The following is a 22,123-nucleotide window of genomic DNA, read 5'->3' on the forward strand; positions in this document are numbered from 1 at the left end:
GGACCCATGGGACGGATGGGTGGAAAGTGCCCGCCTTCGGGGGTTTCCTTCCACCCATAGGTCCCATAAGTCCCATCGGTCCCATGAAGACCAGGCTCGGGCCCTGTAGCCCATCACCCGTCACCCGGAGAGTTCCCATGTCCCGCAAGGCCGAGGTCGAGAGGAAGACGAAGGAGACCGAGATCCGGGTGGAGCTGGACCTCGACGGCACCGGGTCGGCGCGGATCGAGACGGGGGTCGGGTTCCTGGACCACATGCTCACCCACGTGGCGGTGCACGGGTTCTTCGACTTGGGGGCCGCCGCCCGGGGGGACGTCCACGTGGACTTCCACCACACCGTGGAGGACGTGGGCATCGCCCTGGGGGAGGCCGTGTCACGGGCGTTGGGGGACCGGCGGGGCATCGCCCGGTACGGGGAGGCCACCGTGCCCATGGACGAGGCCCTGGCCCAAGTGGTGCTCGACCTCTCCGGCCGCACCCACCTCTCCTACGACGACGGCCTGGCGCCGGGCAAGGTGGGGGAGGTGGACATCGAGCTCTTCCGGGAGTTCTTCGAGGCCTTCGCCCGCGCCGCCGGCGCCACCGTGCACGTGCGGGTGACCTCGGGCCGCAACGCCCACCACGTGATCGAGGCCGTCTTCAAGGCCTTTGCCCGCGCCCTGGATCGCGCCACCCAACCCGACCCCCGCCGCCAGGGCGTGCCCTCCACCAAGGGCAGCCTGTGAAGCGCGGCGGGTGACGGGTGACGGGTGACGGGTGACGGGTAAAGAGTCGGATCGGTCCGATCCGACCGATCGGTCCGAAACCACAACGGACAACGGACAACGGACAACGGACAACGGACAACGGACAACGGACAACGGACCACAGACCACGGACCACGGACCCATGCTGATCATCGTCGATTACGACTCCGGCAACCTGCGCAGCGTGCAGAAGGCCTTCGAGTCCCTGGGGGCCGAGGCCGTGGTGACGCGGGATCCGGCGCGGGTGCGCGACGCCCGGGCCCTGGTGCTCCCGGGCCAGGGGGCGTTTCGGGACTGCATGGGGAAGCTCGAGAGCTTCGGGCTGGCTCAGCCGGTGCGGGACCGCATCCTCGCCGGGGTGCCGTTTCTGGGCATTTGCGTGGGCTACCAGCTCCTCTTCGACGAGAGCGAGGAGCACGGGCGCACCGAGGGGTTCGGGCTCCTGCGGGGGCGGGTGGTGCGCTTCCCCCACGAACTGCGCGACGCAGACCAGCGCCTCAAGGTGCCCCACATGGGCTGGAACCGTCTCCACAAGCGGCGCGACGTGGACGTGCTCGCCGGGGTGGCCGAGGGGGACTACGTCTACTTCGTCCACTCCTACTATCCGGTGCCCGAGGACCCGGGGGTAGTGGCCACCACCACCGCCTACGGGCTGGAGTTCGCTTCCAGCGTGGCCCGGGACAACCTGTACGCCTGCCAGTTCCACCCGGAGAAGAGCCAGCGGGTGGGGCTCGCGATCCTGAGGGCCTTCTGGGAGAAGGCGCAGAAGGGAGCGGCGCCGTGCTCGTGATTCCCGCGATCGACTTGAAGGGGGGGCGCTGCGTGCGCCTGCGCCAGGGGCGGATGGAGGACGACACGGTCTACGGCGACGACCCGGCGGCGGTGGCCCGGCGCTGGGCGGAGCTCGGGGCGCGCCGCATCCACCTGGTGGATCTCGACGGGGCCTTCGCGGGCCGCCCGGAGAACCTGGCGGCCGTGCGGGCCGTGCGGCGGGCCGTGGATGTGGAGCTGGAGCTCGGGGGAGGCATTCGGGACGAGGCCACGGCGGAGCGGCTCTTCGCCGAGGGCCTCGACTACGTGATCCTGGGCACGGCCGCCCTGGAGGAGCCGGCGCTGGTGGGCCGCGTGTCGACGGCCCATCCGGGCAGGGTCCTGGTGGGCATCGACGCCCGGGATGGCTGCGTGGCGGTGCGCGGCTGGGCCGAAGTCTCCCGCACCCGGGCCGTGGACCTGGCCCGGACGCTCGCCGGCCAGGGCGCCGCCGGGTTCGTCTTCACCGACATCGAGCGCGACGGCATGCAAACCGGCGTGAATCGGGAAGCCACCGCGGAGTTCGCCCGCCACGCCGGAGCCCCCGTCATCGCTTCCGGCGGCGTCTCCGACCTCGCCGACATCGAACGCCTCCTCCCCCTGGAAGCCGACGGCGTCGTCGGCGTCATCACCGGACGCGCGCTTTACGAAGGAACACTGGATCTGGCCCAGGCTTTGGCGGTGGTGCGCAGAGCAGCGGGCCCATGAGGGGAGGGCGCGTTGGGCGTGGCACGTTGCACGTTGCACGTTGGGGAACGTGAGCCGTGGAACGGGTCGTGCCGGATCGTCACCCCAACGAGCAACCCGCAACACACAACGAGCCACCCCCATGCTCGCCAAACGCATCATCCCCTGCCTCGACGTGAACGCCGGCCGCGTGGTCAAGGGCACGAATTTCGTCAACCTCCGGGACGCGGGCGACCCGGTGGAGGTGGCCCGCATCTACGACGAGCAGGGGGCCGACGAGCTTACCTTCCTCGACATCACGGCTTCCAGCGACGAGCGCGCCATCATCCTCGACGTGGTGCGGGCCACCGCCGAGCGGGTCTTCATGCCGCTGACCGTGGGAGGCGGGGTCCGGGAGATCGCCGACGTGCGGGGGCTCCTTTTGGCCGGTGCCGACAAGGTCTCGGTGAACACCGCCGCGGTGCACCGGCCCGAGTTCGTGGAGGAGGCCTCGCGCCGCTTCGGCTCCCAGTGCATCGTCGTGGCCATCGACGCCAAGAGGCGCGGCCCCGGCCCGGGGGAAGGGTGGGAGGTGTACACCCACGGGGGCCGGCGCCCCACCGGCATCGACGCCCTGGAGTGGGCCCGGCGCATGGAAGCCCTGGGGGCGGGCGAAATCCTGCTCACCAGCATGGACGCCGACGGCACCAAGGACGGCTTCGACATCCCGCTCACCCGGGCGGTGTCGGAAGCGGTGGAGATCCCCGTGATCGCCTCGGGGGGCGCCGGCAACGCCGAGCACATGTGGGAGGCCCTCACTGCCGGCAAGGCCGACGCCGCCCTGGCCGCGAGCATCTTCCACTTCCGTGAGCTCACCATCGCCGACGTCAAGCGCCTGCTGGCCGCCCGCGGCGTGCCCGTGAGGCTGTGACGGGCGGGTGAAGGGTGACGGGTGAGATCCGACCGATCCGACCGATCGGTCCGAAAACACAACAGACAACGGACAACCCCATGCCCATCCTCGACCGCATCTACCACGTCATCCTCGACCGGAAGGCGAACCCCCAGCCCGACTCCTACGTGTGCCGGCTCCTGGGCAAGGGGGAGGACAAGATCCTCCAGAAGGTGGGGGAGGAGGCGGTGGAGACGATCCTGGCCGCCAAGTCCGGGGACGAGGACGCCCTGGTCTACGAGCTCGCCGACCTTGCCTTCCACTGCCTGGTGCTCCTGGGCGCCCGCGGCATTCCGCCCGACCGGGTCGCCCGGGAGCTGGAGCGCCGCTTCGGCACCTCGGGGGTGGCCGAGAAGGCGAGCCGCGGAGGTGCTGGCCACCGAGAAGAAGACCCCTCGACAGGATGACAGGATGGACAGGATGGGGCGGATCGGAGAGGGCGCCCTCTTTCCTCTTCCGGTCCCTATCCTATGTATCCTGTCATCCTGTCCACCGTACTCCCCGCACCTCGTACCTAGCTCCCGCACGGAGTCCTTCAAATGAACATCGCCCGCGTCGCCCAAGCCGCTTCTTTTTCTCCGGAGAAGGCGTCCAAGGTTTCCCTGGCCGACGGGGCCCACGCCCGGGTCACCTTGTGGTGCCTGGAATCTGGGCAAGACATCCACCCCCACGCCCACGCGGGGGACCACGTGTGGGTCGTCGAACAGGGGCGCGGGTGGTTCCTGCGGGATGGGGAGGAGGTCCCGGTGGAGGCGGGCACCGTGGTCTTTGCCCCGGCCGGGGAGGTCCACGGCATGCGGGCGGATACCCGCCTGGTCTTCGTCTCGGTGAGCGCCGGCTGACACCCGGAACGATGCCCGGTTCCCCGGATGGGCCGGGCGGCTGCCTAAAGTCTGGACAGTTCCTCCCCCTTGGTCGGTCGCATCTCCGCCCCGGCGGGGGTGGTCGGCGTCCGGGCATGCCTAGTTGTTGAGCAAATCCGCGGCCCCGGCCGGTACGCCCTCCCGCAGAGCCCCCGGAAACTCCCTCCAAATCAACCTTGGCCCGTTCCTTGCTACAAGTCGGCGGGGGCCGGCCTGCGCCCCTGCACCGCGACCCCGGCAAGGAGACCCCGTATGTGCCGACTGTGTGCCCTCGTTTCGTCGCAGTACTTCTCGCCCATGGAGGCGGTCCAGGCCCTGGAGACCATGAAGGAGGGCCACGACGGCTCGGGCCTGGGGTTGACGCTTCGGGACCTGGGGGGTGAGTTCGAAGGGATCAAGGAGTTCCCCATCCTCTCCGGCATCACCTCCGAGCGGGGCTACTTCGAGCTCGACGACTACATGGTAGCCCAGGGGTTCCGCACGAAGCTCTTGTGGGACCCCTCCATCACCCTCAAGCCGGGGATGAGCATCCGGCGGCGGGACCGCTACATCGTCAAGGCCTTCGACTACCCCGACCGGATGAAGGACAGGCCCTGGGAGGAGAAGGCCGAGTTTCTAACCCGCACCCGGGTGGAGCTTCGCAAGATGGGGGAGGCCGACGACTCCATCATCGTCTTCAGCTTCTGGCCCGACGTGGTGACCCTGAAGGAGGTGGGGGACCCCCTGGAGGTGGGCGAGTTCTTCGGCCTCGACTCAAAGCCCATCCCGGCCAAGATCGTCTTCGCCCAGGGGCGCCAGAACACCAACTACGCCATCAACCTCTACGCATGCCACCCCTTCTTCCTCCAGGGGATGTTCACCATGACCAACGGCGAGAACACGGCGTTCGTCCCCATCCGCGAGTACCTGACCAGCCGGGGCAACCCCGCCTACATGGGCTACAACTCCGACAGCGAGGTGTTCGCCCACATCCTGCACTACACCCGGCGCAGGCTCGGGTACCCCCTCAAGTATTACAAGGACGTGCTCACCCCCCTCAAGGACGAGGAGATGGAGCGGCGCAAGGACCGCGACGCCCTGCGGCTCATGAAGCGCAGCCTGCGGATGCTCACCATCGACGGCCCCAACTGCGTCATCGGCTGCGACGGGGACGGCACCGTGTTCATGGTGCAGGATGCCAAGAAGCTGCGGCCCGGGGTGGTGGGGGGGGTGCGCGGCAAGGTGGGACTCATGTCCGAGGTGTGCGGGCTGGCCTCGGCGGTGCCCGGCCGCGACGTGGACAAAGACGTGTTCCCGATGAAATACGACCTGGTGAGCGTGCGCCCCGGGGCGGAGGAGATCGAGGTATGGAATCAGCGGGACGGCTCGACGTCAACCATCAGCTTAGCCTAAACGACCTTCCCTACATCGTCCGCTGGGACGACCCCCACTGCACCCGGTGCGGCCGGTGCACCTCGGTGTGCCCTGTGAAGGCCATCGAGCCCGGGGTCTTCGAGAAGCGGGTGGTGGAGTCCACGGGACCCGCCCCCTTGCCCACCACGGTGCGCAAGGTGGTGTCGGGCGTGCGCCAGGTCACCGACGTGAAGCGCCGGTGCATCGGCTGCGCTACCTGCCGGCTCGTGTGCCCCAACGACGCCATCGCGCCCGAGTTCAACCCGGCCAACAAGTTCGCGTGGCACGTGACCCAGGGGGGCGAGCCCTACAAGCGGGGCGGACGCCGCAACGACCCGGGCACCTCCACCCTGGACCGGCTCAAGTTCACCCGCATCTCGATGCTCACCGACCCGGCGCTGGACGCGGGCCGGCACGAGTTTCGGGTGCGCACCTATCTCGGCCGGAATCTGCCCCCCGAGGCCCTGCCCCTTCGGATCGAGGGCAACGACCTCGTCCCGGACGGCACGCCCTTCATCCCCCCCGTGCGGGAGATCTTCCCCATCCGCATCGGCGGCATGTCGGTGGGCGCCCTCTCCCCCCACATGTGGGAGGGGCTCGCCCAGGGTGTGGCGTATCTCAACGAGGTGGAGAAGCTCCCCGTGGTGATGTGCACGGGCGAGGGCGGCATGCCCCCCAGGCTCCTCAAGAGCCCGTTCCTCAAGTACTTCATACTCCAGATTGCCTCGGGCTACTTCGGGTGGGACGAGATCCTGCGGGCCGTGCCCGACATGCAGTGCGACCCCGCCGCCATCGAGATCAAGTACGGCCAGGGGGCGAAGCCCGGCGACGGCGGGCTCCTCATGGCCAGCAAGGTCTTGAAGCTCATCGCCCGCATCCGGGGGGTGCCGGAATTCGTCGACCTGGCGTCGCCGCCCACCCACCAGACCAAGTACTCCATCGAAGAAGCCGTGGCGAAGATGATCACCTCCATGTCCCTGGCGTTTGGTTTCCGGGTGCCCGTGTACCCCAAGATCTCCGGCACCAAGACGGCGCTCGCGGTGCTGAACAACCTGGCCCGCAACCCCTTTGCGGCGGCCCTGACCATCGACGGGGAGGACGGAGGCACGGGGGCCGCCTACAACGTGAGCCTCGACAAGATGGGCCACCCCATCGCCTCGAACCTGCGGGAGTGCTACCTGACGCTCGTGAAGCTCGGCAAGCAAAACGAGCTGCCGCTCTTTGCGGCCGGGGGCGTGGGCAAGCACGGCAACCTGGTCGCCAACGCCGCGGCGCTGATCATGCTGGGCGCCTCGGGAGCCGACTGCGCCAAGTACGTGATGCAGGCGGCCGCCGGCTGCCTGGGGGACGAGCGAAACCGCTGCAATATCTGCAACACGGGCAAGTGCCCCCGGGGCATCACCACCCAGGACCCCAAGCTCTACCGGCGGCTCGATCCCGACAACGTGGCTCAGCGGGTGGTGGACACCTTCGTGGCGGCCGACCGGGAGCTCAAGAAGATCTTCGCCCCCATGGGCCGCTCCACCGAGCTCCCCATCGGGATGTCCGACGGCCTGAGCGTGGACGACCCCGCGGTGGCCCAGCGCCTCCAGATCGGGTACGCGTGCTAGCGGGGGTCGGGCGCGTCTGACCCGTCGGACGCCCCGCCGGCCGCACGAACACCAGGAGCCAACAGGAGCTCTTTCATGATCGAGATCAAAGGAAGGGTTAAGGGCCGCCGGGTCTCCACCAAGGAGCTCGACGAGCAGATCCAGGAGGCCGTGCGCAGCGGCAAGCGCCGCCTCAAGGTCTCGGCCGACGGCCAGCACGGCATCGGCGGCCGCATCTGGCCCCAGGCCGAGTCGGTGAAGGTGCGCATCACCGGGGCCCCGGGGCAGCGGGTGGGCGGCATGGGCATGGCGGGCACGGAGATCGTGGTGGAGGGCTCGGCTTCCGACGACGTGGGCTGGCTCAACACCGGCGCCACCGTCACGGTGCTGGGCGACGTGGGCAACGGCGCCCACAACGCCGGCGCCCAGGGCAGGCTCTACGTCCAGGGCAGCGGCGGCGCCCGCTGCGACACGCTGACCAAGTTCAACCCCCGGTTCGAGCCCATCCAGTCCTGGTACTTCCGGGACGTGGGCGACTCGTTTGCGGAGTTCAAGGCCGGGGGCGTGGCCGTGGTGTGCGGCGTCAACCCGCGAAACCCCGACAGCATCCTGGGCTACCGGCCCTGCGCCGGCATGGTGGGGGGCACCATCTACTTCCGGGGGCCGGTCCAGGGGGTGGTGGAAGAGGACGTGCGCGTCGGTGCAGTGACCGACGCCGACTGGGAATGGCTCACGAAGCACATGAAGCCGTTCCTCAAGGCCGTCGACCGGCTGAGCTTCTACCAGTCGCTGACCCGCAGCCGGGAGGATTGGCGAAAAATCGTGGCGCTCAGCCCCGAGGAGCGCGAGCAGCGCGCCCGCGCCGGGCGCCCCGCCATGGTAGCCTTCCGGAAGAACGTGTGGGAGAAGGGCGTGGGGGGCGGCGGGATCTTCGCCGACTACTTGGAGACCGAGACCACCATCCTGCCCTTCGTGGCCCAGGGTGAGGGGCGCCGCCAGGTTCCCCGGTGGGAGAACGACCAGTACGCGCCCCCCTGTGCGGGGTACTGCCCCACGGGCATCCCCACCCACCAGCGCACCCGCCTCATCCGGGAGGGCCGGGAGGAGGAGGCCCTGGACCTGGTCCTGCAGTATTCCCCCTTCCCCGGCACCGTGTGCGGCTACGTCTGCCCGAACCTCTGCATGGACTACTGCTCCCGGCAGCAGTTCCTCAAGGACCCGGTGGACGTCTCGTTCCTGGGGCGCCTGAGCCTGGAGCGGCCCGCCCCCCGTCCCGCGGCGGCCCGGCCGGAGAAGATTGCGGTGCTCGGCGGCGGCCCCGGGGGCATGTCCGCCGCCTACCAGCTCGCCCTCCAGGGGTACCGGGTGAGCCTGTACGAGCGGGAGGAGCGCCTGGGGGGGAAGATCTACTACTGCATCCCCGAGGAGCGCCTCCCGGCGGAGATCCTGCAAAAGGAGATCGACCGCTTCGCCTCCCTGGGGGTCGACGTCCACACGGGCGTGGAGGTGACCCGGGAGGTCTACCGGGAGATCCACCGCGGCCACGACGTGGTGCTGCTCGCCACCGGCTGCCACTCCCCGCGGACGATCCCCTTCCCCGGCTACGAGCACGTGATCCCGGGCATCGTCTTCTTGAAGGAGCTCAACGCCCGCAACCCCATGGACCTCGCGGGCCAGAGCGTGGTGGTGATCGGGGCGGGCAACGTGGGCATGGACATCTGCGTGGAGGCCTTCAACTGCGGCGCCGCCCGGGTGACCGCGGTGGACATCCAGAAGCCCGCTTCCTTCGGCAAGGAGCAGAAGATGGCCGCGGCCCGGGGGACGGAGATCCTCTACCCCAAATTTACCGACCTCTACGACCGGGAGGCCCGAACCATCCGCTTCAAGGACGGCACCTCCCTGCCCGCCGATACGGTCATCATCTCCATCGGGGAGACCCCCGAGCTCGGCTACCTCCCCGCGGGGCCCGCCGGGGTCGACCTGGAGCGGGGGTTCGTGCGGGTCGATTCCGTCGGCCGCACCACCGACCCCAAGGTCTTCGCCATCGGCGACGTGGCCAAGCCTGGCCTCATCACCAACGCCATCGGCGCCGGCTTGCAGGTGGCCCGGTATGTCCACTCCCTGCTCTCCAAGACCGAGTACGACGAGGAGACCAAGCGGATCATCCCCTACGAGCGGATCAAGTTTCAGTACTACGAGCGCTCCCGCCAGGGCGACCTCTCCCGCACCTGCGCCGGGGAGGGGGGCAAGTGCCTCTCCTGCGCAAGCTGCCGCGACTGCCACCTGTGCGAGGCCACCTGCTACTGGGGCGCGATCTCGCGCGTGGAGCTGGGGGGCGGGGAGTACGAGTACGCCGTGGACCCCGACCGGTGCATCGGCTGCGGCTTCTGCGCCGGCGTGTGCCCCTGCGGCATCTGGGCGATGTACGAGGCGTGACGGAGCGTGAAGCGTGAAACGTGAGGCGTGACGGGCTGCCCGGCAGCTCCAACGGGCAACCCGCAACGGGCAACCCGCACCCCAGATGCACGAGAGCCCCCTTCCGGGGGCTCTCGTGCATCTGGGGTGCTAGCCCTTCATCTTCTGTGGCTTGCACAGGAGGTCTGCCTGCTCGGCCGGACGGCCGCAGGCGCCGCACACGTACTCCAGGTTCTGCCGCATGGGCTTGCACACGTGCCGGGCGGTCTCGGCGGTGTCGCCGCAGTACTGGCACTTGTCGGTCACCTTCTGGGGCTTGCACAGGTGACCCTTTTCCGTCGTCACCGCTCCACAGCTCTCGCACTTGTAGACGTTTGACATGTCGTCATCTCCTTTGCCGGGGGGGGCCGGGGCCCGCTTCGCTGCTTGGAAGTACTCTTGCCACTGCGGGGGAGAAGAGCAAGTCGGAACCCCCACGGAGGAAGTTCAGAACCCGGGGCGGAGCAGGTCGGCGATCTCCTCGGGAAAGGCCATGCACAGGGTCTCGTTGTAGAGATTTCGCAGGGCGCCCACGTCGGTGGCCCCCAGGGCCTGATTGAAGAAGGTTCGGGGAGAAAACACCAGGTGTACCCGGGCGTGCTCGTCGCCCGGGGCCCCGGTGAAGAGGTTCGCGTTGAAGCTGTAGATCCCCAGGGCGTCGTAGGCCTTCATGACTCGCGCCAGGCCGGTCCCCAGGTCGGCGAGGTCCTGCTCCGTGAGGTCCAAGGTCGCCCGGGCGCCCTCCACCACGGCCACCACGTCTCCCGCGACGCCCATGGGCGCGAAGGAGACGAGCCACTGGGTGCGGCCGATGCCCCCCAGGTAGCGCCGGCCGTCGGCCTGCTCGGCCCGCACCAGGTCGTCCCAGTAGTTCGAGCCCGCGCGGGCCCGGTACGCGGCGGCAGCTTCCAGCTCGGCGCGCATCAGATTCGGGGCGTCGGAGCTCGCGAAGACCTGGAGGTGGGAGTGGATCAGCGAGCTCCCGGCGGGGGGCATGTGGTTCCAGTTGATCAGGTGGTACACCGACTCGGGGTGCCGCCGGGCGTGGAGGCCGCGAAAGAAGGCGAGCGCCAGGCCGAAGGCCCGGGCGATCCGCTCGGCGCCGAGCTCGGTCATGGGGGTGAAGTGACGGCTCCCCAGGGTGGCCACGGCGCTCACGGCGTCGTAGGGGGCGAGGTTGGGAAAGAGCACCATGTCGTCGGCCTGGAGGCGGCCTTCGGGCAGGACCTCCGGGGGGAAGGACGGCGTCACCGCCAGCACCCGCTCGGGGCAAAACGGGCACCAGGACTCGGTGCCCGCCACGAGCTTGTCGAAATCGGGCTTCTGCCACTGGAGCTTCATGAAGTGGCAGATCCGCGCCGTCCGGCCCGTGAGGGGGTCGATCCGGATCTCGCTGGGGATCTTCCTGGGACTCCCGTCCTTGGGGTCCAGGAGCACCGTCTCCTTGCGCCGGGCAATGAATTGCAGGGTATCCATCGAGTTCCACCTCCTGGCCGTGGGTACGAGTGGCGTGCACTCTAACCGGACGAGGGACCCTTCGCAAACCGCGAGCACGAGGGCTGAATAGCGGCGAGGGGGGCGCCGGAGCCCCGGTGTCGCCGTCCGGAGACGGACGGGCTGGGCGCCGGGAAGGGGTTTTCGCCACCCGCGCTCCCTCGCCTGTCGCCGGTGGGAGACGGCAAGGCTCCTCTCTCCTGGGGCGGGCGTCGCGTGGGCCGTGGTTTTTCAGCCCGGGGGGCGGGACGGCACGGCGGTTGCTCGTGTCACGCGGGACTCGGCCGGGGGGGGCATCCGCAACGCACGGTTTCCCAGGAGGTCCCCCATGCCCGTCGGCTTTCGGCGCCTGATGGCGCTCGTCTTCTCCCTCACCTTCTTCGGCCTCTCGGTGGCCCTGGGGGGGATCGCCCTCCAGCACTTCGCCCAGAGCTTCTTCTCGGACAAGACTCTCGCCGAAGGGATCCTCAAGGCCCTCAACATGGGGGTCATCGCCCTGGCGACCTTCGAGCTGGGCCTCGGCGTCCAGAAGGAATACGCGGGACCCGACGACCGGGACGACATCCTCGTGGTGCTGCGCCGCACCGTGTCTCGGTTCGTGAGCACGGTGTGCATCGCCCTTGTGCTGGAAGGGCTCATCATGGTGATCAAGTACAGCCAGCAGGAGCTTGCGGGCAACCTGCCTTATCCCGTGGCCATCATCACGAGCGCGGCGGCCCTGCTGCTCGCCCTGGGAGGGTTCCTCCACCTCACCCGCCACGTGGGGTGGGAAGACGGGGTCGAGCCGGCATCGCGCCCGCGCCCCGCCCTGCGGCCCGACGCCTCCCACGGGCTCATCCTGGAGCCCTGGCAGGTCTCGGGCGAGCGCAAGGACGCCCTGCGCCTCCCGTAGGTGCAGCCGCGGCCCTGTGCGGGCCACGGGCTCCTAGCCTTTCCCCAGGGCCAGGGCCCAGGCCCCCACCACGACGGCCAGGCAGAGGAGCCCCAGGCCCGCCGAGGCCTTCCACCTCGGCACGCGCCGCAGGGGCCACGGCCAGCGGGTGAGCGATCCCGCCGCCACCCCCCAACCGAAGCCGAAGAGGTGTGCCAGGTAGTCCGTTCGCTCTCCCCCGACCCCGGTGAGTGCGAGGAGCCCGCCGCCCGCCCCCAGGGGGAGTACCCAACGGCGCCAGTCGCGGCGCGCCGCCGCCCAGGCCGCGCGCCCGACCAGGACGCCCAGGGCGCCGAAGACCGCCGTGGAGCTGCCGATGCTCAGGTGGGAGGGGGCCCGGGCCAGCGCGTTGGTGAGGTTCCCGAGGGTTCCCGCGGCCAGCACCAGGGCGAGCCCCAGGCCCAGCCCCAGCTGCCGGTTCACGTGGACGAGGAGCAGCCCGCCGAGGACCAGGTTGCCTGCCAGGTGCAGGCCGTCGGCGTGCAGCGTGAGCGCGGTGACCAGGCGCCACACCTCGCCCCCGAGCACGCGGGAGGCGTCCAGGGCTCCTAGCCGGTGCCACTCCACGGCGATGCCGAAGACCCGCCCCGGTGCCTGGAAGGTGAGGTCGTGGAAGAGCCCCAGGGCCACCAGCACCGCCCAGGTGCGCACGTCGTTGCGGACCGTGGGGGGCTCGGGGGGCGGGCGGGGCGGCCAGCCGCGATTTTCCGCCTCGTAGCGGAGCAGTTCCTCTTCCGCGCGCGGCCGAAGGGCAGCGGGCACCAGGAGCGCCGTGCGCCCGCTGCGGGAGTCGAACCGGTGGGGCACCCCCCGGGCCTCGAGCACCAGGGACCAGATGCGGGCTCGGCGCCGGGCGGCTTCCGGATCGTCGGGAAAGGGTACCGCCTCCTCCCAGCCCTCGGTCTCGGGATGCATCCGCATGGAAAATCAGATTTCTTAGATTCGGAACTCCAGGTGGTAGGCGCCCTCCTCGAAACGGCTCTCCACCGTGAACCCCAGCTTGTAGAACAGGTGCAGCATGGCGCGGTTCTCGGGCATGACCTCGGCGGTGATGCCCTTGATGCCCTTGTCCTGGGCGATTCGGACGATGGTGCGCACCAGGTGGTAGCCGAGCCCCTTGCCCTGCCAGGCGTCCCGCACCAGAAAGGCCGCCTCCGCGGTGTTGGTGGCCTCGTCGAGCACGTACTGGGCCAGGCCCACCATCTCCTCCACCCCCCCGTGCTCCACCGTGGCGGCAATCGCCATGCGGGTCTGGTAGTCCAGGTCCAGCTCCTCCTGGAGCCGCTCGTGGGGCATGTACTTGATTACGTTGAAGTAGCGCCGATAGATGGACTCGTCCGAGAGGCTGTAGAAGAGATCCTTGAGCATGGGCTCGTCGGTGGCCCGCACGGGGCGCACGAACACCTCCTGGCCGGCCAGCACCGCGTGCTCCTCGTACTTTTCGGGGTAGAGGTCGAGCGAGGTGGGGATGATCTGGTCCGGGTAGACGTAGTGGAGGCGCTTGGCGGCCTCCAGGAGCTCCTTGCGGAACTTGGGGTGGGCGATGTTGATGAGCGCCATGGCCCGCTCCCGGATGGTCTTGCCGTGCAGATCGGTGTACCCCCACTCGGTCACCACGTAGCGGGCGGAAGCCCGGGTGGTGACCACCCCGGCGCCGGGGGAGAGCTGGGGCACGATCCGGGTGACGGCGTCGCCCCGGGCCGTGGAGGGCAGGGCGATGATGGGCTTGCCCCCCTGGCTTCGGGCCGCTCCCCGGATGAAGTCCACCTGCCCCCCGATGCCGCTGTAGAACTGGTGGCCGATGGAGTCGGAGCAGACCTGCCCCGTCAGATCGATCTCGAGGGCGGTGTTGATCGAGACCATGTTGTCGTTTTGGCCGATCACGAAGGGATCGTTGGTGTACTCGCTGGGGTGGAGCTCCACCATCGGGTTGTTGTCGATGAAGTCGTAGAGCGCCCGGGTCCCCATGCAGAACGAGGCGATCACCTTGCCCCGGTGCAGGGTCTTTCTACGGTTGGTGATGGCGCCGGCCTGGACGAGCTCCAGGAGCCAGTCGGAGAACATCTCGGTGTGCACCCCCAGGTCGCGCTTGTCCTTGAGGGCGTGGACGGCGGCGTTGGGGATGGAGCCGATGCCGATCTGGATGGTGGCGCCGTCTCTCACGAGCCGGGAGATGTTGCGGCCGATGCGGATCGCCACCTCGTCGGGGGTGGGGGGCAGGTATTCGATGACCGGGGAAGCGTGCTCCACCAGGTAGTCGATCCGGTCCACCGGGAGGAAGGAGTCCCCCAGGGTGCGGGGCATCTCGGGGTTGACCTCGGCGATCACGAGCTTGGCGGACTCCACCGCCGCCTTGGTCACGTCCACGCTCACCCCCAGGCTCACGAAACCGTGGCGGTCCGGGGGGCCCACCTGGATGAGGGCCGCGTCCACCCGGGTCCTGCGGCTGCGAAAGAGCTGGGGCAGCTCCGAGAGGTACACGGGGGTGTAGTCGGCCCGCCCCTCGGCCACGGCCCGGCGGGTATTGTCGCCGATGAAGAAGGCGTTGTGGCGGAACACCTTGGCGAGCTTCTCGTCGGTGTAGGGCGCGATGCCCAGGGTGAGGATGTGGAGGATCTCCGAGTCGGCGAGGATGGCCGACTTGTTCGCCAGGCCCTCCACCAGGTACTGGGGCTCCCCGCAGGCCGAGCCCACGAAGATCTTAGCGCCCCGCTGGATGCGGGAGAGGGCGGCCTCCCGCTCGGCAACCCGGGAGGCGTAGCGGGTCTTCCAGTCCAGATCCACCCAGGAGAGGTCCGCGGCCGGTGCCATCCTAGCGCCCCCCTTCCGCCGGATATCCCGCGCCGGCGTCCCCGCTCCCCGCCAGCCCCGGCAGCCGCCCGCCGGCGCGCAGGTCGCAGGCAAGCAGGGTCCCCCCGGCCACGCACACGGGGATCGCGAGGAAGTTGAGCAGGGGGATCAGGAGCAGGAGCGACGCCCCGGTGCCGAAGCCCAGGAACGCCGAGAGGTTGTGCCAGGCGGTCCGGCGCTTGGCGGCAAACCCGAAGCGCCACCGGTCCATGGTGTAGTCCACGTAGGCCCACCCGAGGAAAAAGGCCGTGTACAGGGCCAGGAGGGGGGTCAGGGGCCAGAAGAAGAAGCTTCCCGCCCAGAGCACGAAGGCCCCCGGGCCCCAGAGGGCAGCCCGGCGCAGTCCCGTGACGAAGGAGCGCCCCGCGTCCGCCCAGAAGACGCCCAGCCGAAAGGGCTCGTCCCTGCGCTCCCCGGTGTAGACCCTCTCGACGTGCTCCGAGAGGAGGTCGTTGAAAGGCTCCAGGAGAAGGCTGCCGAGCAGGGTGAAGGTGAAGGCGACGAAGAGGAACAGCACGGCGGCAAAGAGGATCCAGAGGGCGTAGAAAGCCACGCTCCAGTACCAGGCCTCCCCCTGGGGGATCAGGGCGGTGACCCAGGTGCCGAAGCGCGATCCCGCGAACCAGATGAGCCCGGCGTACAGGATGGTGTTGATCGCGAAAGGAACCCCCACGTAGGGGAGGAGCCGAGGGTGGGCGAAGAGGAACCGCAGACCCCGGTAGGGGTAGCGAAAGCTCGCGGCGGCGCCGATGGGCGGGCTCGGGGGGGGCATGGCTCCTCCTGTTGCGGTGCAGCGCGACGGCCCACGATACCGCCTCGCGAAAGAGCGCGCAACGCACCGGCACGACCTGGATCCACCGCCCGGGCGGGGAGCGGGATCGGGAGCCCCTGCGCTCCGGGACTTTCGGACCCCGCCCCGAGATTAGGTGGTGGATCCTGGGTGCGTCGGAGTCGTGCGGCTTGTCCGCTCGGCCGCTCCAGGTCCAAATCGAGGTCGGGGCCGATCCCGATTTCGATACCGATCCCGATTTCGATGCCGATGGCTTGCCCGCGGGTTCTGAGCATGCCTGCGGCCAGCAGGGAAACGGCTCTTCGTTCGCCGGCACTTCGCTGGAGTCGGCGGGGGGCCATGTTCCGGCGCTGCGGGCCGCGGCGGGCACCAACACCCCCGGTCGCAAACCCGGGCCGTCGAAATCAGGCTTGACGGCAAGGAGGACTCGGGTATGTATCCCGTGCGGCCCTGCCCCGGCGAAACCCAGGAGATTCCCATGAGACGCGTCCTCTGCACGGCAGTGCTCGTCCTCGCCGCCCTCCCGGCCCAGGCCCTGATCGACCCCCACGACGAGAAGGATCCCCGGCGGTGCAGCAGCTGTCACACCCCCGCCATCGGCACCCAGCCCGTGCGGGACGGGCAGTATCATCTCCTCACCGAGACCGTGGACGGGGTGTGCCTCGTGTGCCACCGGAAGGAGGAGTGCTGCCGGGTGGGGCAGGAACACCAGGATCGGGCGCTGGAGCCGGGCATCGGCATCACCCACCCCAGCGACCTCCCGGTGGCAAAGGTGCCCGCGGCCCAGCGGCCCCGCACCCTGCCGGTCTTCGGGGGGCGCATCACCTGCAACACCTGCCATTACCACGACCGCCAGCGTCCGGCCGACTACAAGATGGTCCGCCTGGTCGTCATCCAAGACACGGGGGTGGACTGGACCCCCCTGTGCGCCGACTGCCACGAAGGGTATTGAGGGTGCCCCAGGGGTTCACGCGAGGGCTCCCGGACCCCGCCCCAGAACCTGGCGGTGAACTTGGGGGGCCCCACGCCGCGGAGGCGTTGCTTTTCCGCAGGAGCGGCCCTGGCCGGGACAAGGCTCCTCCGCATCCAAGCCGCACCGCCGCCGTTCGCCCCCGAGCCCGGTCCTACTCCACCTGCCCTTCGAGGAAGAACGACGCGTCCCCCGCTCCCTCCCGGAGCACCCGGATCTCGTCCCCCACCAGGGAGACCACCGTGGACGGCACCCGGGGCAGGATGCCGCAGTCGAGGATCACGTCCACTTCCTTGCCCAGGATCTTCTGGATCTCCGCGGGATCGTTGAGGGGGTCTCCGCCGGCCCGGTTGGCGCTGGTGGAGAGCACCGGGTTGTCGAGCTCCCGCACCAGGGCCAGGGCCACCGGGTGGTCGGGCACGCGGATGCCCACGGTCTTCTGCTTGGTCAAGAGCAGCTTGGGCACCTCGCGGCTCGCCTCGAGGACGAAGGTGTAGGCCCCGGGAAGGAACCGCTTGAGGATCCGGTACGCGAAGTTGGAGACCCGGGCGTAGCGGGCGATATGGGTGAGGTCGGCACACACGAAGCTCATGGGCTTCTTGGGGTCCCGGCCCTTGATGCGCACGATGCGCTCCACCCCGTGCTTGCTGGTGATGTCGCACCCCAGCCCGTAGACCGTGTCGGTGGGGTAGACCACCACCCCGTCGTCCCGCAGGACCTCGATGGCCCGGGTGATGTGGCGCCCCTGGGGGGTCGTGGGGTGGACCGAGAGGGTGACGGCCATGGCGGTACCTCCTGGGCGGGGGAGCGGGGCGGCAGCCTATCCGTGCGCAGGGGGTGTGTCAAACCCGCAACGCCCTGCGGAACCTCGGGCCACGGCAAGATCTGTCAACGATACCAGGCAGTTCGAGCAGAGGGCCTGGCCGCTCTCCCCGGGGCTGCTCCCACGGCTCCCGCGACCGAGCCTCCCCGGCGCGGGCGGGTGGGGGCCCAGGCGCCCCGCGCAGGGCCGCGGTAGACCTTGCGGCTCCAAGGCCGGCGTGTGTATCCTCACGCCACTTTTCGCGCCCAGGAGGGATGATCGCGATGGACGAGACGAAGCGGTCCGAGACGGCAACTTCCGAGCAAACCCCCGCGCCCGAGCAGGAGGCAACCCGCGTTGCGGTCGCCGAGGGGGCTCCTGAAGCAGAAACCGCTCAGGACTTCGCCCAGATGCTCGCCACGGCCGGGGGGCAGACCCCCGTGCGCTGGAAGAAGGGGGAAAAGATCTCCGTGCGCGTCGCCCGGGTTTCCGGCGATTGGGTCTTCGTGAGCCTCGGGGGCAAGCAGGAGGGCGGCATCCGGGCCGACGAGTTTGCGGCGGCTCCCGGAGCCGAAGGGGAGGCCGGGGCCGTGAAGCTGCCGGCCGAAGGCGACGAGCTCGAAGCCTTCGTCCTCTCCACCCAGGGCGGCGAGGTCCTCCTCACCACCAAGGTGAGTGCCCGGGGGGCTTCCCTGGCCCACCTGGAAGAAGCGTGGCGCAGCGGCATCCCCGTGGAGGGCCGGGTGGTGCAGCCGGTCAAGGGCGGCTTCGAGGTGCGGCTGGCGGGCCTTCGGGCGTTCTGCCCCCTGAGCCAGATCGATTTGCGCTGGCCCAAGGAGGCACAGGAGTACGCGGGCCAGACGTTCCCCTTCAAGATCCTCGAGTTCAAGGAGAAGGGCCGCAACATCATCGTCTCGCGCCGGGCCCTGCTGGAGGAGGACCGGGCCCAGGCCCGAGAGGCGCTCAAGGCCCGCCTGGTGCCGGGCGAGGTCGTCACCGGCACCGTGCGCTCGGTGCAGAGCTTCGGTGCCTTCGTGGACCTGGGGGGCGTGGACGCCCTGATTCCCATCTCGGAGATGAGCTGGACGCGGGTGGAGTCGCCGGCAGAGGTGGTTTCCCCCGGCCAGCAGGTGACGGCGAAGGTGCTCAACGTGGACTGGGAGCGCGACCGGGTGAGCCTCTCCCTCAAGGCGCTGGCGGGCGACCCCTGGGACGACGTGGCCGCCAAGTACCGCTCGGGCCAACGGGTCACGGGCACCGTGGCGCGGCTCACCAACTTCGGGGCCTTCGTGACCCTGGAGCCCGGCATCGACGGCCTGATCCACATCTCGGCCCTGGGCGCGGGCCGGCGGGTGAAGCACCCCAAAGAGGTGCTCCAGCCCGGCGAGGCGGTGGAAGCCGACGTGGTGGGGGTGGACGCGGGGGCCCGCAAGATCTCTCTTTCCCTGGAGCACCGCCACCAGGCCACCCTGGGCGGGCTTCCCTCTCCGGGCTCGGTGCTCGGGGGGGCGGTGGAGAAGGTGGTGGACTTCGGCCTTTTCGTCCGGCTGCCCTCGGGGCACACGGGCCTCGTCCCCAACGTGGAGATGGGCACCCCTCGAGGCACCGATCACTCCCGCATGTTCCGCCCGGAGGACCCCATCGAGGTCATGGTGCTGGACGTGGAGGAAGGCGGGCGCCGCATCCGCCTTTCCCGCAAGGCCGTGTCCGACGGCCGCGAGGCCCAGGAAGCCCAGGAATACCGCGCCACCCAGCCCGACCCCAACGCCTCCATGGGCACCCTCGGCGACCTCTTCAAGGCACGGCTCGCAAAGAAGAAGTGAGGGGAGTGGGGGTGGGACGTTGCACGTGGCAGGTTGCAGGTTGGCAGTTGGCCAATAGCTAATAGCCGTGCTCCCTGCCCGTCACGTGGTCTTCTCCCTGGTACCCCTCCTTGAAACCTATGGGACCTATGGGACCTATGGGACCTATGGGACCTATGGGACCTATGGGACCTATGGGACCTATGGGAGAAAACCCCGTCACCCGTCACCCGTTACCTCCGCCCATGCTCCTCCATCGCATCCCGATTCCCACCCCCTTCCCCGTGGGGCCGGTCAACGCGTACGTGCTCGGGCCCGAGCCGCTGACGCTCTTCGACTGCGGTCCGAGGACGGAGCAGGCGTGGGCGGCCCTTGGTTCGGGGTTGGCGGCCGTGGGGTTCCGGGTGGAGGACGTGGAGCGCCTGGTGCTCTCCCACCCCCACCAGGACCACGCGGGGCTCGCCCGGCGGGTGCGTAGCGCGTCGGGCTGCCGGGTGTATGCCCACCCGGCGGACCACGACCGCCTGCGGGACCTGCCCGGGGTGTGGGGGCGGATTTCCGGCTTCCTCGTGGAGGCCTCCCGCCGGGCCGGGGCGCCCGAGGGGGTGCTCGGCGAGCTGGCGGCCGCCCTGGCCGGGCTCCCCGCCTACACGGAGCCCCTCGACGCCGTGGAGCCCCTGGACGAAGGGGATGCCCTGGAGGTGGGGGGGCTGCGCCTGCTGGTCCTCCACACCCCGGGGCACGCCCGGGGCGCCCTGTGCCTGTGGGAGGCGAAAGACCGGATCCTTTTTTCGGGCGACACTCTGCTGCCCCGCATCTCCTCCAACGCCATCCTCGAGCCCGCCGCCGGCGCGTTTCGGGAGCGCACCTTCCTACGCTACCGCGAGACCCTGGCCCGCGTGGCCGGGCTCGCGCCGGCCGCGGTCTTCCCCGGCCACGGGGAGCCCCTGGGGGACCCCCGCGACCTGGTCGGGCGCCGCCTCGCCCTCCACGACGTGCGGGCGGCCCAGATCCGGCGCCTGGTGGCGGAGGGCCACACCCGCCCCTGGCAGATCGCCGGCCGCCTCTTCCCCGGCCTCGAGCCCGCCCAGGCGTCCCTGGCCGTGAGCGAAGTGGTGGGGCACCTGGACCTCCTGGCCCAGCGCGGCGAGGTGGTCTTCGAGGGGCAGGCCGGGGAGTGGGTGGTTGGCCCCTCGCGCCCCGATCGCTGACTCGTACCTCGGACCGCTGGCCTCCGACCTCCCCTCAGACCGCCCAGCTCCGGGCCCGCTCCACCGCGCGCCGCCATCCCTCGTAGAGGCGATCGCGCACCAGGGGCTCGGCCTCGGGCTCGAAGCGCCGGTCCAGGGCCCAGCGCTCGGGGATGGCCTCCGGCGCCAGGAGGCCCGCCCCCACGGCGGCCAGGTAGAAGGCGCCGAGCGCCGTCGTTTCGATGACCCGGGGCCGCAGGACCGCCTTGCCCAGGGCGTCGGCCTGGAGCTGGAGGAGGAGGTCGTTGGCCGCGGCGCCGCCGTCGGCCCGCAGGTCCCGGAGCTCCACGCCGCTCGCCTGCTCCATGGCGGCCAGGGCGTCGCGGGTCTGGTAGGCCATGGCCTCCAGCGCCGCCCGTGCCAGGTGGGCCCGGGTGGTGCCCCGGGTGAGGCCCACGATCAGCCCCCGGGCCTGGGGGTCCCAGTGGGGGGCCCCGAGGCCCGTCAGCGCCGGCACGAAGTAGACGCCTCCGGCGTCGGGGACGCTGCGGGCCAGGGCCTCCACCTCGGGGGCCGTGCCGATGAGCCCCAGCCCGTCCCGCAGCCACTGCACGGCCGCCCCGGCGATGAAGATCGACCCCTCCAGGGCGTACACGGGAGGCCTGCCCCCCAACTGCCAGGCGAGCGTGGTGAGAACCCCGTGGCCGAGCACCGGACGCTCGCCGGTGTTCATCACCACGAAGGCCCCCGTGCCGTAGGTGTTCTTCGCCGCTCCCGGGGCGAGGCACGCCTGTCCGAAGAGGGCCGCCTGCTGGTCGCCGGCGATGCCGGTGACCGGAACCGACCGGCCGAAGACCTCCCGGTCCGTCTCCCCGAAGAACCCCGCCGAGGCCCGCACTTCCGGGAGCACCTCCCGGGGGACGTGGAAGAGCTCCAGGAGTTCCTCGTCCCAGTCCAGCCCCCGGATGTCGAACAGCAGCGTGCGGCTCGCGTTGGTCACGTCGGTGGCGTGGACCCGGCCCCCGGTGAGGCGGAAGAGGAGCCAGGTGTCCACCGTGCCGAAGCACACCTCTCCGCCCTCGGCCCGCCGGCGGAGCCCCGGCACCCGATCCAGCAGCCACGCCAGCTTGCTCCCCGAGAAGTACGGGTCGAGCACCAGCCCCGTCTTCTCCTGCACCCGGGGCTCCCACCCCTCCGCCTTGAGCCGCCCCGTATGGGGCGCGGTGCGCCGGTCCTGCCACACGATGGCGCGGTGCAGGGGTTCCCCCGTGCGCCGGTCCCACACCAGGGTGGTCTCCCGCTGGTTCGTGATCCCCACCGCTGCCACCTCTCCCAAGGCCCGGGCGCGCTCCAGGGCTTCCCGGGCCGTGGCGAGCTGGGTCTGCCACAGATCTTCCGGGTCGTGCTCCACCCACCCCGGCTCGGGAAAGTGCTGGGGAAACTCCCACTGGGCCGACGCCACAGGGCTCCCGTCGTCGTGGAAGACGATGGCCCGGCTGCTCGTGGTTCCCTGATCCAGGGAGAGGAAGGCAGACATGGCGGCTCTCCGGCGGGTGGGGGACGGGGGCTTCGTCAGAGCTTACCCGAATTCGGGAGCCCCGGCACGGGCCCGCGGCTCGCCCTCCCTTCGAGCGTTCCCCGCGATCCCGTTTCCCTCTCTCGCCCCTGATGCCACCGCGCGCGGGGAGCGCTCGGGACTCTCAGAACCAGCGAACCCCTCCGCCACGGCCAGCCCGGCAGCAAGCATTGGGTCGCCGAGTTCGGCCACAGCCTCCTCTGCGGCCGCTCGCGCAGTGACCCCGCGAACAGCAGTCCTCTCCGG

20 protein-coding genes are annotated in these 22,123 nt (G+C 70.2%); 13 read left to right on the plus strand and 7 right to left on the minus strand.

Going from position 1 to position 22,123, the window contains the following annotated elements:
- Positions 1-137: 137 nt before the first annotated feature.
- The 9 genes from hisB (at position 138) to AB1578_00220 (ending at position 9,454) form a co-directional block, all read left to right on the plus strand.
- Positions 138-725: an imidazoleglycerol-phosphate dehydratase HisB gene (gene hisB, locus AB1578_00180; protein ID MEW6486317.1), complete on the plus strand. Its 588-nt coding sequence runs from the start codon at positions 138-140 to the stop codon at positions 723-725.
- 163 nt (positions 726-888) lie between these two features.
- Complete coding sequence (gene hisH / locus AB1578_00185) at positions 889-1,536, plus strand: imidazole glycerol phosphate synthase subunit HisH (GenBank protein ID MEW6486318.1); 648 nt, start codon at positions 889-891, stop codon at positions 1,534-1,536.
- Positions 1,527-2,264: a 1-(5-phosphoribosyl)-5-[(5-phosphoribosylamino)methylideneamino]imidazole-4-carboxamide isomerase gene (hisA, locus tag AB1578_00190; protein MEW6486319.1), complete on the plus strand. Its 738-nt coding sequence runs from the start codon at positions 1,527-1,529 to the stop codon at positions 2,262-2,264. The genes hisH and hisA overlap by 10 nt, the downstream gene beginning before the upstream one ends.
- A 121-nt stretch (positions 2,265-2,385) precedes the next feature.
- Positions 2,386-3,153, plus strand: a complete 768-nt coding sequence (gene hisF, locus AB1578_00195) for an imidazole glycerol phosphate synthase subunit HisF (GenBank protein MEW6486320.1) — start codon at positions 2,386-2,388, stop codon at positions 3,151-3,153.
- Positions 3,154-3,233: 80 nt separating this feature from the next.
- Positions 3,234-3,581: a phosphoribosyl-ATP diphosphatase gene (locus AB1578_00200; protein ID MEW6486321.1), complete on the plus strand. Its 348-nt coding sequence runs from the start codon at positions 3,234-3,236 to the stop codon at positions 3,579-3,581.
- Between the two features lie 132 nt (positions 3,582-3,713).
- The gene (locus AB1578_00205) at positions 3,714-4,016 is read left to right on the plus strand and encodes a cupin domain-containing protein (GenBank protein ID MEW6486322.1); all 303 of its coding nucleotides are present in this window, start codon (positions 3,714-3,716) and stop codon (positions 4,014-4,016) included.
- Positions 4,017-4,289: 273 nt separating this feature from the next.
- Positions 4,290-5,429, plus strand: a complete 1,140-nt coding sequence (locus AB1578_00210) for a glutamate synthase (GenBank protein MEW6486323.1) — start codon at positions 4,290-4,292, stop codon at positions 5,427-5,429.
- Positions 5,384-7,039, plus strand: a complete 1,656-nt coding sequence (locus tag AB1578_00215; GenBank protein ID MEW6486324.1) for a glutamate synthase-related protein — start codon at positions 5,384-5,386, stop codon at positions 7,037-7,039. The genes AB1578_00210 and AB1578_00215 overlap by 46 nt, the downstream gene beginning before the upstream one ends.
- 75 nt (positions 7,040-7,114) lie before the next feature.
- The gene (locus AB1578_00220) at positions 7,115-9,454 is read left to right on the plus strand and encodes an FAD-dependent oxidoreductase (protein ID MEW6486325.1); all 2,340 of its coding nucleotides are present in this window, start codon (positions 7,115-7,117) and stop codon (positions 9,452-9,454) included.
- Positions 9,455-9,583: 129 nt separating this feature from the next.
- On the opposite strand, the gene AB1578_00225 is transcribed toward AB1578_00220, so the two are convergent.
- The gene (locus tag AB1578_00225) at positions 9,584-9,814 is read right to left on the minus strand and encodes a hypothetical protein (protein ID MEW6486326.1); all 231 of its coding nucleotides are present in this window, start codon (positions 9,812-9,814) and stop codon (positions 9,584-9,586) included.
- A 105-nt stretch (positions 9,815-9,919) separates the two neighbouring features.
- Positions 9,920-10,948, minus strand: a complete 1,029-nt coding sequence (locus tag AB1578_00230; protein MEW6486327.1) for a hypothetical protein — start codon at positions 10,946-10,948, stop codon at positions 9,920-9,922.
- A 346-nt stretch (positions 10,949-11,294) separates the two neighbouring features.
- Here AB1578_00230 and AB1578_00235 point away from each other — a divergent pair, with 346 nt between their 5' ends.
- Positions 11,295-11,858, plus strand: coding sequence for a hypothetical protein (locus AB1578_00235; GenBank protein ID MEW6486328.1), 564 nt, complete (start codon positions 11,295-11,297; stop codon positions 11,856-11,858).
- A gap of 33 nt (positions 11,859-11,891) precedes the next feature.
- Here AB1578_00235 and AB1578_00240 read toward each other — a convergent pair whose 3' ends face one another.
- Genes AB1578_00240 through AB1578_00250 form a run of 3 tightly spaced genes read right to left on the minus strand, consistent with a single transcriptional unit; the run spans position 11,892 to position 15,519 of the window.
- Positions 11,892-12,818, minus strand: a complete 927-nt coding sequence (locus AB1578_00240; GenBank protein MEW6486329.1) for a rhomboid family intramembrane serine protease — start codon at positions 12,816-12,818, stop codon at positions 11,892-11,894.
- A gap of 15 nt (positions 12,819-12,833) precedes the next feature.
- Positions 12,834-14,708, minus strand: coding sequence for a GNAT family N-acetyltransferase (locus AB1578_00245; protein MEW6486330.1), 1,875 nt, complete (start codon positions 14,706-14,708; stop codon positions 12,834-12,836).
- A 1-nt stretch (position 14,709) separates the two neighbouring features.
- Positions 14,710-15,519: an EI24 domain-containing protein gene (locus AB1578_00250; GenBank protein MEW6486331.1), complete on the minus strand. Its 810-nt coding sequence runs from the start codon at positions 15,517-15,519 to the stop codon at positions 14,710-14,712.
- 496 nt (positions 15,520-16,015) lie between these two features.
- Here AB1578_00250 and AB1578_00255 point away from each other — a divergent pair, with 496 nt between their 5' ends.
- On the plus strand, positions 16,016-16,489 hold the full coding sequence (locus AB1578_00255) for a hypothetical protein (protein ID MEW6486332.1): 474 nt from the start codon (positions 16,016-16,018) through the stop codon (positions 16,487-16,489).
- 172 nt (positions 16,490-16,661) lie between these two features.
- Here AB1578_00255 and AB1578_00260 read toward each other — a convergent pair whose 3' ends face one another.
- Positions 16,662-17,291 (minus strand): L-threonylcarbamoyladenylate synthase, encoded by a 630-nt coding sequence (locus tag AB1578_00260; GenBank protein ID MEW6486333.1) that lies wholly within the window; start codon positions 17,289-17,291, stop codon positions 16,662-16,664.
- A gap of 302 nt (positions 17,292-17,593) precedes the next feature.
- On the opposite strand from AB1578_00260, the gene rpsA reads away from it, so the two are divergent.
- Complete coding sequence (gene rpsA, locus AB1578_00265; GenBank protein ID MEW6486334.1) at positions 17,594-19,132, plus strand: 30S ribosomal protein S1; 1,539 nt, start codon at positions 17,594-17,596, stop codon at positions 19,130-19,132.
- Positions 19,133-19,356: 224 nt separating this feature from the next.
- Positions 19,357-20,322 (plus strand): MBL fold metallo-hydrolase, encoded by a 966-nt coding sequence (locus tag AB1578_00270; protein ID MEW6486335.1) that lies wholly within the window; start codon positions 19,357-19,359, stop codon positions 20,320-20,322.
- 34 nt (positions 20,323-20,356) lie between these two features.
- On the opposite strand, the gene glpK is transcribed toward AB1578_00270, so the two are convergent.
- Positions 20,357-21,838, minus strand: a complete 1,482-nt coding sequence (glpK, locus tag AB1578_00275; protein MEW6486336.1) for a glycerol kinase GlpK — start codon at positions 21,836-21,838, stop codon at positions 20,357-20,359.
- Positions 21,839-22,123 lie beyond the last annotated feature (285 nt).

It is taken from the genome of Thermodesulfobacteriota bacterium, from assembly GCA_040756475.1.
Taxonomy (GTDB): Bacteria; Desulfobacterota; Deferrisomatia; order Deferrisomatales; family JACRMM01; genus JBFLZB01.